A 17,565-nucleotide genomic window follows, 5' to 3' on the forward strand; every position below is an offset into this window, starting at 1 on the left:
ATAACTCCTTCTCAGAAAAACGCGGTCCCTGCTTTATTTTACAGGCAGAGTTACCAGATTTTTCTCTACCAGTTTCTGAAGCGACATCAGAACACCCAGTTTGGCATGTTCAAAGGTAAGTCCGCCCTGGAAATAAACTGCATATGGCGGTTTTACCGGACCATCTGCGGAAAGCTCAATGGAAGAGCCCTGCACGAAGGCACCCGCTGCCATGATGACCTGGCTGTCATATCCCGGCATATCCCACGGTTCCGGATCCACATAGCTGTCAACCGGCGCTGCTGCCTGGATTCCCTTACAGAATGCGATCAGTGCTTCCGGGGAACCAAGTGTAACTGCCTGAATGATATCCTGCCGTGGCTCGCTTCCGTTTGGAACAACCGGAAAACCAAGCTTCTCATAGATGTTCGCTGCAAAAACAGCACCCTTTAAGGCTCCCTTGGTCACCATCGGAGCAAGGAAAAAGCCCTGGTAGAAAGAACGGTTTACACCAAGAGAAGCACCTACTTCCATCCCAAGACCGGGACAGGTCATACGGGCTGCCGCATTTTCCACACATTCTTTTGTTCCTGCGATATAGCCTCCGATCGGTGCCAGTCCGCCGCCCGGATTCTTGATAAGAGAACCTACGATCATATCTGCTCCGACATCACTTGGCTCCACTGTATCGACAAACTCACCGTAGCAGTTGTCCACCATACAGATGACATCCGGTTTGATTCCCTTTACGAATGCGATCAGTTCTCCGATCTGCTTTACAGAATAGGAAGGTCTTGTCTGATATCCCTTGGAACGCTGAATTTCCACAAGACGTGTTTTTTCATTGATCGCAGCGCGGATCGCATCGTAATCAAAGGTTCCGTCTTCTTTCAAATCTACCTGTTTATAGGTAACACCATATTCTGCAAGAGAACCTCTGGACGGGCGGATACCGATCACTTCCTCCAGGGTATCATAAGGTTTTCCTGCCGGTGCCAGGATCTCATCGCCCGGACGCAGATTTCCAAACAATGCGATCGCAAGTGCGTGAGTCCCGCAGGTAATCTGTGAACGGATCAGACAGGCTTCCGTATGGAACGTATCTGCATACACTTTTTCCAGAGTGTCACGGCCGAAATCATCATAGCCATACCCTGAAGAAGACTGAAAGCAGTCTGCACTGACTTTGTTTTTCTGCATTGCCAGAAGTACCTTCATCTGATTGTATTCTGCAATCTCATCAAATTTCTGAAAACGTTCCTTTAAAGATGCTTCAATCTCTTTTCCAAAATCGTAGACTTCAGAAGAAATCCCAAGCTGTTCATACATTTCTTTCATTTCTTATCTGTTCCTCTCCCGTTAATTTCTTTCAAGAATACCTTGTTCACTGAGTATATTCATCATATATTCCAGTATTTCACTCTCATTCCAGTGAAATGCTTCTTTATCCAGCCAGATCACGTCCTGTTCTCTTCTGAACCAGGTAAGCTGGCGCTTTGCAAAATGCCTTGTGTCCCTTTTAAGGATGCGGATTGCCTCTTCAAGAGGATATTCTCCGTCCAGACAGGCCAGGATCTCTTTGTATCCAAGTCCCTGCATGGATACCATTTCCCGATGACATCCACGTTCTTTTAATGCCTTGACTTCCTCAAGAAGCCCCTCCTCCATCATCTTATCTACACGTTGATCGATGCGTTCATACAAAATCTCTCTCGGTGCGTTCAGGACAAAATATGCCAGATTGTACGGGGAAACCTGCTGCTTCTGTTCCTCGTTATGCTCTGAGATCGGTGTTTTGTTCTGATGATAGAATTCCAGGGCACGGATCACACGCTTTACATTGTTGGCATGAATATTTTGTGCACTCTTGGGATCCACTTCCTTGAGTTTCTCATGAAGATATTCTGCCCCTTTTTCTCTGGCGAGGCCTTCCAGCTCCTCCCGATAGGAGGTTTCCTGTTCTGCCTGGGTAAAATCAATATCCCTGGTAACTGCCTGAATATAAAATCCTGTTCCTCCTACCAGGATCGGAATTTTTCCCTTGGCATAAATCTCTTTCATGGCAGCTTTGGCCATTTCCTGAAATCTCACAATATGAAACTCATCCTCTGGCTGAAGCACATCTATCAGATAGTGCGCGACACCCTGCATTTCCTCTCTGCGGATCTTGGCGGAACCGATGTCCATTCCTTTATAAACCTGCATGGAGTCTGCAGAGATGATCTCTCCGTTTACTGCCTTCGCCAGCGAGATCGAAAGACTTGTTTTTCCTACTGCGGTTGGCCCCGTCAGTACGATCAGTGGCTTTTTCATAAAACACTCCTATACGATTCGTTTAAATTTCTTTTCCATTTCTGTCTTTGTCATGGAAATGATCGTTGGTCTTCCATGCGGACAGTGATATGGATTTTCCAGTGTCATAAGTTCATCCAGAAGCTTCTCTGCTTCCTCCATAGATAAACGGTTATTACCCTTGACTGCTGCCTTACAGGCCATCGTTGCCAGCCTTGAAGCAAAAATATCCAGAGTATCCTTACTGTGATCGCTCTCCAGCTGATCCAGCATCTCAAGGAAAAGTTTCTCCTCCGTCAGTCCATACAGATTAGACGGCACTGCACTGATACAGTACTCACGTCCTCCAAAATGCTCGATCTCAAAGCCAAACTTCTCAAAATAATCTCTGTTTGCATTCAGGACTTCCTCCTCCTGCATGTTCAGGGAGACAATAAGTGGCGGTGTCAGATACTGAGAATCTATGGAATGCTCCCGGAACTTTCTGACCAGACGCTCATAGTAGATTTTTTCATGCGCAGCATGCTGATCGATGATATAAAATTTATCCTCAAACTGTGCCAGCCAGTAGGTGTCAAACACCTGACCGATCATGCGGATGCGGCTTCTGGACTGCGGAGAGAGCAGCTTCTCCTCAAAAAGCTCAAGCTGCTTAGGTTTTGGTTCATTTACTTTTTGTTCTGCCTCTTTCGGCTTTCCTTCTTTTACTTCTGACTGTATTGTTTCCGGCCGTTTTGACTCTGACAGTTCCGGTTCCGATCGCCTGAGTTCTGGCTGCTTTTCTTCCGGATTTACTTCTGACCTTATTTCCGGCTTTTTTTCCAGTTCTTTTTCCGGCTTGGAAGGCGGTACGGCTGCCTGTCGGCTCTTTGCTTCATCCAGTTCCTGATTTTTCTTGAGAGTTCCCTCAAAAAAAGTTTCCTCCAGAGGCGTAAATACCGGACTTTCGCGAACCAGAGATCTGGCCGCCCCAGCTTTGTAAATCTGTTCTCTTCGTTTCTGTTCGAACGGTTCCGGCACTGCAGAGGATTTTACAGTTTCTTTCGCCTCTTTCTTCACAGGTTCATCTGTGCCGAGTGTCACCTTCGGGATCATTTCCCGTCTGGTCAGGGCGGTATGGACGGTATCATAGACAGCATCATAGACCTCCTGTTCTCTGGCAAAACGCACTTCCCTCTTGGCAGGATGAACATTGACGTCCAAGTCATTTCCTTCCATTTCCATCCGAAGAGAGACAAACGGGAATTTATGCTGCATCAGAAATCCTTTGTAGGCATTCTCGATCGCCTTTGTGATGATGTTGTTTTTGACATAACGGCCATTGATATAATAATTCTCAAATGAGCGGTTTCCGCGGGCGATCTCCGGTTTACCGACGAATCCGGTGATCTTCATAAAAGAATTTTCCCATTCCACCTCCAGAAGTGCCTTTGCAATATCTCTTCCGTACACGCTGTAGATCACATCACGGACACTGTAGTTCCCGGAGGTATGCAGCTTCACCTGTTTGTTCTGAATATATTTAAAGGAAATTTCCGGATGTGAAAGTGCCAGCTGCTCCATCAGGGTGTGGATATAGTTTGCCTCCGTACTATCCGATTTCAGAAATTTACTCCGGGCCGGTGTGTTATAAAAGAGATTCCTTACCAGAAAAGTCGTTCCTTCCGGTGCTCCCAGTTCCTCCAGGGAATGCTCCATTCCACCCTCTATCACATAGCGGTTTCCACTGATGGCAGACGGTGTCTTGGTAATCAGTTCCACCTGGGAGACTGCCGCAATACTGGAAAGTGCCTCGCCACGAAATCCCAGAGATGCTATGTGCTCCAGATCTTCCACCTTCTCAATCTTGCTGGTGGCGTGACGGAGAAAGGCCAGCGGGATCTGCTCTTCTTCCATACCGGATCCATTGTCTGTAATGCGGATCAGTTTTTTGCCGCCGTCCGTGATCTCTACGGTAACAGCTGTTGCTCCGGCATCGATCGCATTTTCTACCAGTTCCTTCACAACAGAAGAGGGACGCTCTACCACTTCACCGGCTGCGATCTTGTCAATTGTATTCTGGTCCAAAACTGCTATTTTTCTCAAGGCTGCCTCCTCATTCCATGGTACGCTCTTTTACCAGCGGTTTTTGATCTTGTTCTGTAGATTATACAAAATGTTCATGGCCTCCATAGGCGTCAGATTCGTCATATCCAGCTCCTTGATCTCCTGTACGATATCATTATCCTGAACGGTATCAAAAAGAGACATCTGTGCCATATCGACCTGATCATAGACAATTTTCTGTTTCTTCTTCGGAGCAGTCAGATCCTTGACTGCTGCCGTGATATCGGCATCGCTTAATTCCTCTACAAGCTCCTTCGCACGGTTGATAACAGAATCCGGAACACCGGCAAGCTTTGCCACCTGGATACCGTAGCTCTTATCGGCACCGCCTTTGACGATCTTACGAAGGAATACGATGTCGTCCCCTTTTTCCTTGACGGCAATACAGTAGTTATTAACTCCCGGTATCTTTCCCTCCAGTTCTGTCAGCTCATGATAGTGGGTCGCAAACAACGTCTTGGCTCCGCAGAGTCTGGTGTTGCTGATGTGTTCAATCACCGCCCAGGCGATTGCCAGACCGTCAAAGGTACTGGTTCCGCGGCCGATCTCATCAAGGATCAGAAGACTCTTTGAGGTCGCGTTGCGCAGAATATTGGCAACCTCCGTCATTTCCACCATAAAGGTACTCTGTCCGCTTGCCAGATCATCGGAAGCGCCGACTCTCGTAAAAATACGGTCCACAATGCCAATGTTCGCTTTCTCTGCCGGAACAAAGCTTCCGATCTGTGCCATCAGTACGATCAGAGCTGTCTGGCGCATATAGGTGGATTTACCTGCCATGTTTGGTCCGGTGATGATGGAAACTCTTTTTTTCTGATTATCCAGGTATGTATCATTTGAAATGAACATATCGTTTTCGATCATCTGCTCTACGACCGGATGACGTCCTCCCTTGATATCAAGGACACCGGTTTCATTGATCTTCGGTCTGACAAAATTATTCTTTTCCGCAACAAGTGCAAGAGAGGCAAAAACATCCAGTGCAGCTACTGCCTTGGCAGTCTTCTGAATGCGCAGGACCTCCTGTCCGACTTTATCACGGACATCCGCGAACAATTCATACTCCAGTGCATACAGACGGTCTTCTGCACCAAGGATCAGATCCTCCAGTTCTTTGAGTTCCTGCGTGATATAGCGCTCTGCATTGGTCAGTGTCTGTTTTCGCACATAATTATCCGGCACCTGATCCTTGAAGGAATTTGTAACCTCCAGAGAATATCCGAATACACGGCTGTATTTGATCTTAAGAGATTTGATCCCGGTACGTTCCTTCTCACGGGCTTCCAGCTCTGCCAGCCACTTCTTGCCGTCTGTTCTGGAGCGGCGGTATTTGTCAACATCTGCATGATATCCTTCACGGATAATGCCGCCGTCTTTCTGTGCCAGCGGCGGTTCATCTACGATCGCACGCCGGATCAGATCTGTGACGTCCTCAAGAGGATCCATATCCTCATAGATCTTCTGCAGGATCGGTGCCTTAAACTCACCCAGGATCTGACGGATAAACGGGATCATTGCCAGAGAAGAAGCAAATGCAACCATATCTCTCGGATTTGCGGACTGATAGCTGATCCGGCTGATCAGTCTCTCCAGATCGTAGATAGGATTGAGATATTCACGGATCTCGTCACGGAGCATCGGCTTCTGTGTCAGTTCCTCTACCGCCGTCAGTCTCTCCCGGATCTCTGCAGCATCGATCAGCGGCTGCTCCACATAGCCTCTTAAAGTTCTGGCTCCCATGGCAGTTCTGGTCTTATCCAGAACCCAGAGAAGAGAACCTCGCTTCTGTTTTTCACGGAGAGTTTCTACCAGTTCCAGATTTCTTCTGCTCGAACTGTCGATCAGCATAAATTTGTCGGCAGAATATGGTCGGATCGATGCCATATGGGAAAGTGCGGTCTTCTGTGTCTCATTCAGATACTGAAAAAGTGCTCCTGCTGCTATCACACCGCTGTCATAATCCTGAATACCAAGCCCTTCCAGCGTATTTACACGAAAATGCTCCTTCAGTGTACGCTGACAGAGACTGTCATCAAAATACCAGTTATCCAGTGGAAAGATGCAGATACGAAGGCGGTCCTTCAGATCATCGGTATCGATTCCGCTCATAAAAAAAGCGTCATTGCAGATGATTTCCGCAGGGACGAATTTGTTGATCTCATCCAGAAGCTTCTGAGGTTTGTCAACTTCTGTAAGAAAACAGTCACCTGTTGTGATATCTGCGATGGCACAGCCAAAATGATCTTCCATTGATACAATAGACATCAGATAATTATTCTTAGACTCATCCAGAGAAGTCGCATCCAGCGTTGTTCCGGGTGTGACAACACGGATCACTTCCCTCTTGACCAGCCCTTTGGCTTTCTTCGGATCCTCCACCTGCTCGCAGATTGCTACTTTGTGTCCTCTTTCGATCAGGCGTTTGATATAGGTCTCCGCCGCATGAAACGGAATCCCGCACATCGGTGCACGCTCTTCAAGGCCGCAGTCCTTGCCTGTCAGTGTCAGTTCCAGTTCTTTGGATACAAGCAGTGCATCATCAAAAAACATCTCATAAAAATCGCCCAGTCGGTAAAATAAAATACAGTCTTTATAAGTTTCCTTGGTCTTGCAATATTCCTGCATCATCGGTGATAATACACTAATATTCTCCGGAAACCCAGTGTTTATGCGGCTTTTAGAAGTTCCAGGTGTTGATTTGACCACATTATTACGATAGTTTTTTTCCTCGTTAGTGTTTTTGTCTATACTCAAGTATTTAAACCTCTCTTTAAAATTTTATCTCCATTTGCAAAATCAGGTTTCTGTTCCGTATTTTTGAATATACAGTTCGTATTCGTCATCTATATGTTCTTCTTCAATGTGTGTATAATAATTAGTCATTTTTTCATCAGAGTGTCCAGCTATTTTCTTTACTGTAGCGGCATCCATTCCCGATTGAATGCATCTTGTTACAAAAGTATGACGGAAAATATGAGGATGAACATCCATTAAATTCGGATCTCTGTTCTCTTTTTCTGCCAGAGCAATTTCATGCTTATTAACAATCCCAACAATCCGCCTGCATTCTGTTTGAGCTGATGATGGAAGATAACTTCTTCCTGAAGATGTTGTAAAAATCAGACCGGGATATTTTTTTAAAAGTATATTTGTTTTTCCCCAGTTTTTCCCCAGTTTTTCTTTATCACGATCCTGTTTTTCCTTCCAGCTCATAAAAGCAGCAATCACTGCATCCGTTAATGGAACCTTTCTATTGCTGGCACTTTTCTTTGGTGTTGTAATCTGAATAGTAGAATACCTTTCAGGAAGTTCATTTCCTTTCGAATCATAATATTTTGTAACTCTGTTTAAGGTTTTATATACACGAAGCTTTTCATGCTTAAAGTCAAGATCACACCATTCTAGGGCAAGTGCTTCCCCTATACGTAATCCTGTATGAAGAAGAATAAAAAAGAGTTCATAATACCGGGTATTCTTGCAGCTCTCAAGGAAACGATGAGTGTCATATATACTAAGACATTTTTCATCTTCTTGTTCCTGCATTATCTTCTCATCAGGTATTTCACCCGGTTCTTCTTTAGGCAGTTTAATATCGGCTACGGGATCTATGGGTATCATTTTTCCACCATATGCCTTTTTGAAAAGCTGACGGACTACACTTAATGATTGTATTACCGTTGTACGTGCATATCCTTCTTCTTCGAGTCCCTTTATCATGTCAAGAATATGTGTTGGACGGACCTCTATTAACCTCATGTAACCAATATATTCTCTTACTCGCTCAAAACCATTTACATAGTTACTTAAAGTGGTTGCTTTAACAGAATGCACCACATAAATAAGCATCCATTTTTCATACCACTTTGAAACAGAAATTCTAGGATCATATCCTGCAATTCCGGGGGAAACATTAGCAAGGTAGGCATTTCTTTCTTTTTTTAGATGTTGTAAATTTGTACCATAAATTGAAAACGTTTTTCCTGTACCGCGAACGAAAATTCTGGCCTCATATCGTCCATCTTTTCTTTGATATAATCCTTTTCCTAATTCTTTACCCTTTAAGTTTTTGCCCATAACACCACCATCCTTTCTGATGATAATGCATGGCACTGGATATATATTTTAGCACAACAAAAAAAAGCTTTCAAGACTGCCGATCTATCCATTTTTGAAATTTTTTCTTATCAATCAGTGTTCTGCGCCCAATCCGTACCATGAAACAGTTTTCATTCATCAATGATCTCATTGTTTTCTCAGAAAGTCCTGTAAGCTCACAGGCTTCTTTAACGGATATAAGAATTTTATCGTTGTTTGCTTCCGGCTGTGTTTTTTTTCGCAACATATATAACCGGTCAATATCTGCAGGCAGATGATATTGACCGTTCCTCCTCTCTATTATATAAATTCTAAAAAAGGCTGCCTGCTGGCCTTATAGATTAATCCAATGTTCTACGTTCCTGTTGGCTGACATAATACTCCACTGCTTCCTGTAAACTGCATCCGGCCCTATGGCTTCGACTTATTACACTGCTTTTATTTATTCCTAATTTCTCACAGCATACTTTAAGCGATGGATAAACAGTTCCATGATATTCAAATTCCGGGTTACTTAACATTTTTTTCCTTTTTCTCGTCATAAAATGTGTAAACGATTCTTCAAGAGAACAATTCTTATCTCGTGCTCTTTGTCTCACACATATATCATCAATACCATATTTTTGACAACATGCCCGGAGACTTCGATATTCTATTCCTTTAAATGTAAATTTTTGTATTCTTTCGGCAATCATATCTTTATTTTCAATAAAATGCTCCAATGATTCTTCCATAGTACAATTCAATCTATATTTTCTTGAAGATACACTGTCAGCGTTGACTCCATATTCCAGACAGCATTCTTCCAAAGACCTATAGGTTTTGTCTCTAAAAATAAATACCGACGGCTGTGTTTCCATTCTGGCTTTTTTTATGAAATGATCCAAAGATTCTTCAATGCTGCATTCTGTTGTTTTGGCACGGTTACGCACACTGGAAGCATTAACGCCGTATTCAGCACAACATGCTGAAACACTTTTATACCTTTTCCCTTTATAAAAGAATTGCATTTTCGGTGTTTCTGTTTCCTTTTTTTGAATATAATATTTCACAGCTTCTTCCCATGTACACTTTTTTCGCCAAGCTCTACTGCGTACACTAGATTCATTAATTCCATAGAATTCACAACATTGTCCAAGTGAGATATATTTATTTCCCTCATAAAAAAAAGCCTCTTTCGCACGATGCCTTTCTTTAGACATCACCTGATTTTCAGGAATTTCTTCTTTTTTCGTTACTTCTTTTGGCATACAACCTTCCATATGAGAGATAATTTCTTCCATAACATCCGCGTGAGGACGTTTCGCTTTAAATACTGCTGAACTTACTGACTTTGGCTTTAATCCATACGCAAGACAACATTCCGTAAAATTTTTGTATTCTTTTCCACGGAATTCAAAGGCTCTTTTCTCTTTAGATTTGATATAATGTGTAATCGCACGTGTAGAAGAAACCCCATTTTTTTCCATATACAAACGTACTGATATAGGATTTATCTCCAGGTCTTCACAACATTGAGGCAGTGATGGGTATTTCACACCATGATATGTGATTTCATGTGCCTTTTTCCATTCTATTGCCCGTTCAATCGCTTCCTGTGGTGTGCATTTTCGATTCCACATATCGGTCTTGACAGAATCTTCGTTTAAATCATAAAATTCGCAGCAGGTCTTAATGCTGGCCCATTTTCGATTTCGGAATATGATCTCTTTACTTTTTTTCAATTCAATAAAATGTGTAATCGCTTCTTCAGTTCTACATTTATATTGATTCTGATATGCCATTACACTACGGTAACATATTCCATAAAAATTACAGCATTTATGCTTACTTTCAAAAGTTCTGCCATTGTACACAAATTTGAATTTCTCCATGTAATTTGATCTGATTTTACGTGGCATAAAAACTTCTTTCCTCCTTTTATCGTGATTGGATCTGATACATGTCAAAACATTTTGCCAAACAAAAAAAGACACTCCAAGAGTTCATTTTACTCTTTTTGTGTCTTTATCGGTTGATCCGCAGACGCGGTATAAAGTATAAAATTCTGACCTCGTATCAGAATAAAATTTGTGCGATCTGCCTTGCAAAATGTTCAATTTTATCGTATCATTCCAGATACTTAATGTCAATTTCACTACAGGCTTTAAACAGTAGCAGCTGGGTAGTATTTTACTCGTATTCCTGCGAATACATGCATAAACTGTTGCATACATGCAAATGCCCCTCCGGTCTTTTCACCGGAAAAGGGCACTTACAGAAGGCTTTTTGTATTCATGTCATACAAAAAATCACATAAATCAAGATTGGAAATGAAACAAACATAAGTCCAAAATCAACAAAGATCAATATCAGCCAAAGCAACTTTAATTTTTCCTCCAAATCTCATCCTCCGTTTCGAGTATATTTAAGGAATACCATAAAATCCCTTATACTTAAATAAAAGAGAATTTCAGAGCTGTTTCTGTAAATATCCCCAAATTTTCACAGGAATTTCATTTTACTGTTAAAGTTACTTTTGTGATATATCAATCTGCTATTATGCGGCCTGTTCTTCCAGTTCTCGATTCCCAGCCTCCATTAAATCTTCCTCCAGAATTTCAGCAAGCAATTTGTTGCAATACCCAACACCGTTTACACGAACGCCTTTGCTGCGGAGCTCGTCAATCTCTTTTTTCCTGAGACTCTGACTTTTTACAGCCAGTTTATAATCTTCTTTTGCCAGTTTCTTTTTTAATTGTTTCTGCCATTTTACAAGAAAATCCCTTGCAAGCTCAATATCTTCATTCTGCTGGTTATAAAAAGTACGTGTCTGCCTTATGGTCCCATCCGGTTCCACTTCAAGCGTATAGTACGCCTCCGTTGGTTGTTCTGCCTTTCTCAAAAACAGGATATAGGATTCCTGCTGGCTCATTCGTTCATAATAGGTTTCTGTATTATTTACGCAGTGATGCATCAGTTTTGCTTCATACAAAATGTCATCCACTTTTTCCGGCACAACGATCTGATACTCTTTGTCCGCATATTCATATTTTTTCAAATCCCTGCATATACGATTCAGACCCGGATACTTCTTTTCCAGCTCTCCGGCTCTTAAAATCAAATCTTTTGCTTCTATCTCTTTTATCATTTCATTATGTCTCTGCATGAGCTTTCGTGCCCGGTAGATAACAGAATCCTGCACATTCACTCCGACCCGAATTGCCATATTAAGATAATCCTTCCATGTTTTGATCAGGTCTTTCACGGATTCCCCACTTTCTGCTGCCTGCTTTTCCAGATAATTTTTGATCTGTAAAGGGGCCATACGATCCATAATGAACATAAGATCCGCTAGTTTAAGCTTTTCCCGGCACATCCACGAAATCACATCGTCACGGATCAACTTGTTTTGAGCTTTTTCAAGTAATAGCCATTGAAGAAAAATCTCTCCCCCATTGTTTGTACGTAACCTTTTCAAGCGGAACCTGTCAATTCCCAGTGCTTTTCCAAGGTTTCCGGAATCCTTACAATAAATCTGTGCTTTATTATCCATAATGTCTTCTGCAAGATGATAAAGTCCTGCTTTAATGAGCCGTTCCAGATAAGGTCTTTCTTTAACCATTTCAAAAAAGCTTACCGGATCTAAATACTTTTTGGCTTTTGCATATTTGTAGAATCCTGTCCTACGGAATGTCCTGTTTTTAATGCCATACAGTGATTTTCCATAAATATTTCCCATATTATATTTTTCATATGTCATATAGCCACCGTAACCTGGATACATTGGAACCTGTAATTTACCCTGGATCCAGCGACTTTCTTTTGTCCAATGATGACGGCCGAAATAATATTCTTTCGTATTTAATTTTTCATCATACAGGATTCTCCGGCGCTCAAAGAAAGAATATACTGGTTTTTTATATGAGCTGCTTACTATGAGCATCTGAAGCTGGAATTCTCTCAAAACAAACACATTATTTCCACAGGTCTGAAGCAGGTATGCAGTCTCTTTTGAGGTTTCTATATTTTTGGCCCGGCCCAATGCTTTATATTGAATCTGATGTCTGCATTTTGGGCAATGCCCCACTGCATTATGGTGAGGATGGCAGATTGGAACTTCGCTTTCACACCAACTACAATATCCTGTCTGATCTTTCCTGCGGCTGTAATGATAAAAGATAAAATTCTGGGTAATTCCAACTTTTTTCTGCCATCTCAGCCAGTCTTTCGGAATTTTTGGAAGTCTATCCATGCACTGATCCCAGCTTGTCAGAATTTTTTCATATTTCATTCCCAGCCTCCGGTGTCTCTGCTCACGTTGATATACATACAGTGCATATAAAGCATCGTCATATTCACTTTCAAGATACTTTTGGATCAACGCTGTATCTGCCTCTTTCATATAAGAATTTTCCTGATATAACCATTTTGAGAAAATGGTCTTATCCAGCATACTATCTGACCATTTCTTTGTCCGGTAATCATACCCTTTAAAAACATCGTTCTTTTTATCAATATATAATGTATATACAGGTTTCCGACAGTCCATGGAAAGATATTCTGCCGGATAAAATGCTACTTTTAAAATATTGTTTTCTACTTCTGCACGTAAATATAGCCCCCTCTGATAAATCAGCTGCTCCGTATAGTATCCTTTATCTCTTACTGGCACATCTTCTTTTGCAAGTTTTATCAGTTCATCCGTAGCTTCCAGCAATTTCATGTTACGTAATTCCTTTTTATTCATTTCCGTCCTCTCCTTCATTTTCTGCTGCATATAATGTCATTTTATCTTTTCTGCTCAAATGCAGCAGGGGAACTCCCTGCCGCATCCACTTTATCCTTTTATTTACGCCGCTATTTCAGTAGGGCTTTCTTCGTTTTCTGCCGATTCCACTGGTAGGTCCATTAAGTCTTTCTCTAAAAGATCAGCCAGAAGTTCCCCAGCAAATGTTCCGCCATGGACAATTACATGATTATCACGTATCTCCTGATAGTTCTGCTGCCTGAGCTTCCTGCTTTCTTCTGTGCTCTTACGATCTTTTTGGGTTAATCGTTTCTGAATTTCCTTCTGCCACAATGTTAAAAAAGAAGTCACCTTATCAATGTCCTTATTTTGACGGTTAAATTCCGCACGTTTTTGCCGGATGGTTCCATCTGGTTCAACTTCCAGTGTATAAAACGGTACTTTCGGATTCTCTTTTTCCCGCAAAAACAGGATATAGCTTTCCTTTGAAACGATCCGGTCAAAATAAGTATCCGTCTTATTTACACAGTGATGAAGAGTATCACCTTCATATAGGATGTCATCGATATTCTTTGGCGCAATGACCTGATATTCACCGTCACTGAACTCATATTTTTCTTTCAAATCAATGAGATGTTTCTGAAATCCGACATACTTTTCTTCCAGCTCCCTGCGTCGGATTCCGCGTTTCATTTCTTCTATCTTCAAAACCGCCTCTTTATGGCGCAGTTGAAGATCTCTGGTACGGTAAATAATGGAATCATGTATATCCATTCCCAGTCTTTTTGCCATAGAAAGATAATCGTTCCACACCTGCAGCACATGGCTGATATCATCCCCGGATTTTTCTGATTGTTTCACAAGATAATGTCGAATCTGGCAGATGCTCATCTGGTCCAGAACAAACTTCAGGTCGTTTGGTTCAAATCCTTCTTTTACCATCCAGCATATTTCTTCATCCCCGATTGTTTTTCCTGTACTCTTTTCAAGTTGCAGCCATTTAAGTTCTTTTACCCCGCCATTCATATCTCGGAGCCTTCGAAACTCTTTCTTATTCACAGATAGGAATTCTGTTGGTTTTCTACCTTTTCTTTTTATTGCATCTGTTGCCCTGTGGTCCAGTACATCATCAACTAACTGGAAAAGCCCTGTCTTTACGATCTGTTCCAGTACCGGATACGTCTTCCACAGGTAAAGATATTTTCCAGGATCTATCTTTTTCTGACCAAGGGCGTACTCACGCAGACCTGTTTCTTTTAATTCATGCCTGGACAGATCCGACAGGGTGTAAGGATAGACCATCCCTTTATACTGAATACCGCAGCAAGTATAATACCAAGGTTCCCCATATGAAATCCATCGCATTTCCCGCTGTTTAAACAGGCCATAAACAAAATTTGAAATTTCCTTTCCATTTGCAGAGAAGATTCTTCTCTGCTCTTCATGGCAGGTAGTTTCGCAATCTGTATAGCCGCCCTTTTTATACCACGTTCTGGCCTGAAATATCCGGATCACAAAACCAGAAGTCTTGCGTCTCTGGATAAGGTAGACTCTGTACCACTTTGTACAAAACCTTCCAGATTTTCCCACAGAACGAAAAGTAATCGGCTGTCCACACACATTGCAACGTCCTTTCTGGTTATATTTGGGTGAGCGGATTGGAACATGCTTTTTGCAATATGTACAGTATCCTTCTGTAGTACCATTTTTCTGATACTTGTAGAAGATATAGTGTTCCGTAATTCCATATTTTGAAACCCATCCGATCCAGTTTTTAGGCAGCCCAGATACAGTTTTCATCACCTGGTCCCATGAATCTGTAAGTTTTTTATCATGACGTATCCTTTGTTCTTTACGGATATTCGCCTGAAACTCTTCCAGTGCCCGGATTGCAGGCTGCATTGTCTTTAAATATTTTTGGATAATCTTTGTATCACAGCCATTTACATAGATGTTGCCCAAATTAGTTCTTACATCCCATAAGATACTTTCAAGAAGTGCCTTTCTCCATTTTTTTAATTTTTCATCATAGGTTATAAACCGTCTCTCTTTTCTGCTGATAAACAGACGGTACCTTGGAAAGTTTATATTCTCCTCAATATCCGTTACGGCAAACAGATACACTTTTAAAATTCCTTTTTCTACTGCTGCTCGACAATACATCCGATATTTTCCAAGTTCACCCATTTGTTTCTCCAATGGACTCAAAGATATTTCAGTTTTCTTTGCATCGGCGATATGTCTGTTCATCACTTTTAATGGTTTTAATTCCATCAACCTCTTTTTTCTCATAACTCCACCAGCTTTCCAGTCACATCAATCCATGCTTTCTCCGGATATTTCTGACCATCGATAGAGATGACCCCAATTTCCAGTATCTGGCTGTTACCAGGCTGCTCCTTTAAAAGTAACAGTAAATCGCCCTTTTGTCCTTTGGCTTTGGGGTCTTTTCCACGTACAATGCAAAATCCGTTGCAGCTGATCCCGTTTTCTTTTGCAACATGGGAGTTCCATTTCCGGTTTGGATATTTCGCCATGTAGGCAGCTCCATGTAATAACAGGCTTCTCAATTCAATTTTCTTTAACAGGCGCATCTTTGTGCAGGAGATTTTTGAATCTTCTCCATCTTCATCCAAATCCCCTGATGCATCTACTATGTAATACACGGAATTTTTCCAATTCGGATAATAGCAGAGACAATCCAATGGGTTTTCTGCACAATGAAATCCATTTTGTCTACAGTTTGCTTTTTCCGTTTCATTTATGCCATACTCCTGAAACTGAAAGCCTCGACATTTCAAATCCTTTTGAAATCCTTTATATGCGATCATATCCTTCTCCTTTAACTCTCTTTCGGATGCATCATGTCAAACAAGGACATCTGCCCGGAATCTTTTGATTTTTTCTTGCTGATATGCTTTTCTTCCTGCTCCGCTGCTTCTTTGGGATGCACCTCGGAATTTTTTTTTGTCCCCTGGTTTTTCGGTATTGTTTTCGTTCTCTTATTTACCGAATCCCATTCCTTTTGAATTTTTTTCTTTTCTTCCTGCTCTTTTTCTGCTATTTCTTTTTCATCATCTTTCGCATAATATTCAAGTACCCAGGGAAAAACCTGGTCGCCGGAGAGTGCCAGGCCTGTATTGGCTCGAATGCCGTTCTCTCCCTTTTTTTTCGCTCCCTCCAATGCAATGTTGTAGGCTTTTTGCGTCACGTAATCCAAACATCTCTGAAGCATCTTATGTTTTTTTAACACCTGTGCATCTAAAGCAGAATCCGTTTTGGCAAGATTTACAAGATACTGTCCTATGATGTCTGCAAAGCCTGCATCCTTTAAGGCAAACATTTCTGCACGCAGTTTTTCAGACGCATTCGCAAACTTTCTTTCCCCCATCGGGATCTCAACCAGACGGTAGCGGCTGCCCTGAATAAATTCCTCTGTCTGTTTTTGGGAAACTGCATGTGCTTTGGCAAGTTCCCGCACACCATCCATATTCCCGCTCTGGCGGTAATACAATGCTGCTGTATTTAATTCTTCTGCAGTTTTTATGATCTCATTTAACATAATCGATCCCTTCTTTCCTGATAAAAACATGAGGCAGAAGAAAAAATCTCCTGCCTCTGCCTGCTTTTTATGCCGCATTCATTTTCTGTTCAGCCGCTTCCATTTCTTTTTCTACTTCCAATGCAATCCTGCGTCTCTCAGCATCATCAGAATCCAAAAGGCTGATCATTTCCAGTACAATACGGCGAACCCATTCATTTTCTTCCCATCCTGCACAGATCTGACGGGCTTTTTCCGTCAGTTCCTTCCAGTCAGCATCTTCCAGATCCCTGCCACGATATTCTTTATAGAAAGAATAGATTTCTTTCATGGCTTTCGGTGCCTGAATCTTTGCCGCTTCATCCAAATTGGAGAGGAGCCCCATTAGCATGGGATGGTTTTTATATTTTTCAATCAAAGGACGGATACCGGTCTGAATTTTACCCGTATAAAGTCCTAAAAAATCATTAAATATTCCTGCAATCAATTTCTGATCTGTCATTCGTTTCCTTCCTTTCTGTTAATTTTCTTACTCTGCGCCTGACCGTAGATGGAAAACACTGAAATGCTTCCGATACTGCATCCTGGCTGTATCCCTGATCAAGAAGAGCCTTCATAGCCGCTGCCTGTTCCGTTTCCTTGAGCTTTCTTATGGACGGTTTTCGAACTTTCTTTTTCAGGATTTTCCGGCAAAGCGGATGATCTGGTCCGTATTCGTACATTGTGCTGGCTTCCGCTGCATTCAAATTGCACAAGATTGCAATCAGCAGACAGTAATATCCCTTATATTCGTCGTCTTTCATGCCGCACCACCTTTATTGCC

At 41.9% G+C, this 17,565-nt stretch carries 13 protein-coding genes; all 13 read right to left on the bottom strand.

What is annotated here, in order from left to right; translation table 11 throughout:
- Positions 1-33: 33 nt before the first annotated feature.
- The 13 genes from LIR34_RS04625 to LIR34_RS04685 all read right to left on the bottom strand — a co-directional run bounded on the left by LIR34_RS04625 (position 34) and on the right by LIR34_RS04685 (position 17,545).
- Positions 34-1,317, bottom strand: coding sequence for a methionine gamma-lyase family protein (locus tag LIR34_RS04625; protein ID WP_173902125.1), 1,284 nt, complete (start codon positions 1,315-1,317; stop codon positions 34-36).
- Between the two features lie 21 nt (positions 1,318-1,338).
- A complete protein-coding gene (gene miaA / locus LIR34_RS04630) occupies positions 1,339-2,292 on the bottom strand; it encodes a tRNA (adenosine(37)-N6)-dimethylallyltransferase MiaA (RefSeq protein WP_173902126.1) in 954 nt (317 codons plus the stop codon).
- 9 nt (positions 2,293-2,301) lie between these two features.
- Positions 2,302-4,356, bottom strand: a complete 2,055-nt coding sequence (gene mutL / locus LIR34_RS04635) for a DNA mismatch repair endonuclease MutL (protein ID WP_173902127.1) — start codon at positions 4,354-4,356, stop codon at positions 2,302-2,304.
- 30 nt (positions 4,357-4,386) lie between these two features.
- Positions 4,387-7,005, bottom strand: a complete 2,619-nt coding sequence (mutS, locus tag LIR34_RS04640; RefSeq protein ID WP_173902149.1) for a DNA mismatch repair protein MutS — start codon at positions 7,003-7,005, stop codon at positions 4,387-4,389.
- Positions 7,006-7,173: 168 nt separating this feature from the next.
- On the bottom strand, positions 7,174-8,451 hold the full coding sequence (locus LIR34_RS04645; RefSeq protein ID WP_118044560.1) for a tyrosine-type recombinase/integrase: 1,278 nt from the start codon (positions 8,449-8,451) through the stop codon (positions 7,174-7,176).
- A 70-nt stretch (positions 8,452-8,521) separates the two neighbouring features.
- Positions 8,522-8,719 (bottom strand): helix-turn-helix domain-containing protein, encoded by a 198-nt coding sequence (locus LIR34_RS04650; protein WP_005422911.1) that lies wholly within the window; start codon positions 8,717-8,719, stop codon positions 8,522-8,524.
- Positions 8,720-8,813: 94 nt separating this feature from the next.
- Entirely contained in the window at positions 8,814-10,373 is a 1,560-nt protein-coding gene (locus LIR34_RS04655; protein WP_173902128.1) for a hypothetical protein, read from the bottom strand.
- Positions 10,374-11,011: 638 nt separating this feature from the next.
- Complete coding sequence (locus LIR34_RS04660; RefSeq protein ID WP_244092198.1) at positions 11,012-13,201, bottom strand: PcfJ domain-containing protein; 2,190 nt, start codon at positions 13,199-13,201, stop codon at positions 11,012-11,014.
- A gap of 102 nt (positions 13,202-13,303) precedes the next feature.
- The gene (locus tag LIR34_RS04665) at positions 13,304-15,493 is read right to left on the bottom strand and encodes a PcfJ domain-containing protein (protein ID WP_173902130.1); all 2,190 of its coding nucleotides are present in this window, start codon (positions 15,491-15,493) and stop codon (positions 13,304-13,306) included.
- Positions 15,490-16,032: a DUF7666 domain-containing protein gene (locus tag LIR34_RS04670; RefSeq protein ID WP_173902131.1), complete on the bottom strand. Its 543-nt coding sequence runs from the start codon at positions 16,030-16,032 to the stop codon at positions 15,490-15,492. The genes LIR34_RS04665 and LIR34_RS04670 overlap by 4 nt, the downstream gene beginning before the upstream one ends.
- An 11-nt stretch (positions 16,033-16,043) precedes the next feature.
- Positions 16,044-16,841, bottom strand: coding sequence for a Cas9 inhibitor AcrIIA9 family protein (locus LIR34_RS04675; protein WP_173902132.1), 798 nt, complete (start codon positions 16,839-16,841; stop codon positions 16,044-16,046).
- Entirely contained in the window at positions 16,831-17,244 is a 414-nt protein-coding gene (locus LIR34_RS04680) for a hypothetical protein (protein ID WP_005422924.1), read from the bottom strand. The genes LIR34_RS04675 and LIR34_RS04680 overlap by 11 nt, the downstream gene beginning before the upstream one ends.
- Entirely contained in the window at positions 17,210-17,545 is a 336-nt protein-coding gene (locus tag LIR34_RS04685; RefSeq protein ID WP_059085836.1) for a hypothetical protein, read from the bottom strand. The genes LIR34_RS04680 and LIR34_RS04685 overlap by 35 nt, the downstream gene beginning before the upstream one ends.
- Between the last annotated feature and the right edge of the window lie 20 nt (positions 17,546-17,565).

It is taken from the genome of Blautia sp. MSK17_66 (assembly GCF_020538025.1).
In the GTDB taxonomy this organism is placed as follows: domain Bacteria; phylum Bacillota; class Clostridia; order Lachnospirales; family Lachnospiraceae; genus Blautia_A.

Coding starts and splice junctions, on each gene's coding strand:
- mutS (WP_173902149.1), bottom strand. CDS start 7,005: ATGATGCAGGAATATTGCAAGACCAAGGAAACTTATAAAGACTGTATT.
- LIR34_RS04670 (WP_173902131.1), bottom strand. CDS start 16,032: ATGATCGCATATAAAGGATTTCAAAAGGATTTGAAATGTCGAGGCTTT.
- LIR34_RS04675 (WP_173902132.1), bottom strand. CDS start 16,841: ATGCGGCATAAAAAGCAGGCAGAGGCAGGAGATTTTTTCTTCTGCCTC.
- LIR34_RS04680 (WP_005422924.1), bottom strand. CDS start 17,244: ATGACAGATCAGAAATTGATTGCAGGAATATTTAATGATTTTTTAGGA.
- LIR34_RS04660 (WP_244092198.1), bottom strand. CDS start 13,201: ATGAATAAAAAGGAATTACGTAACATGAAATTGCTGGAAGCTACGGAT.
- LIR34_RS04685 (WP_059085836.1), bottom strand. CDS start 17,545: ATGAAAGACGACGAATATAAGGGATATTACTGTCTGCTGATTGCAATC.
- LIR34_RS04625 (WP_173902125.1), bottom strand. CDS start 1,317: ATGAAAGAAATGTATGAACAGCTTGGGATTTCTTCTGAAGTCTACGAT.
- LIR34_RS04645 (WP_118044560.1), bottom strand. CDS start 8,451: ATGGGCAAAAACTTAAAGGGTAAAGAATTAGGAAAAGGATTATATCAA.
- LIR34_RS04650 (WP_005422911.1), bottom strand. CDS start 8,719: ATGTTGCGAAAAAAAACACAGCCGGAAGCAAACAACGATAAAATTCTT.
- LIR34_RS04655 (WP_173902128.1), bottom strand. CDS start 10,373: ATGCCACGTAAAATCAGATCAAATTACATGGAGAAATTCAAATTTGTG.
- LIR34_RS04665 (WP_173902130.1), bottom strand. CDS start 15,493: ATGAGAAAAAAGAGGTTGATGGAATTAAAACCATTAAAAGTGATGAAC.
- miaA (WP_173902126.1), bottom strand. CDS start 2,292: ATGAAAAAGCCACTGATCGTACTGACGGGGCCAACCGCAGTAGGAAAA.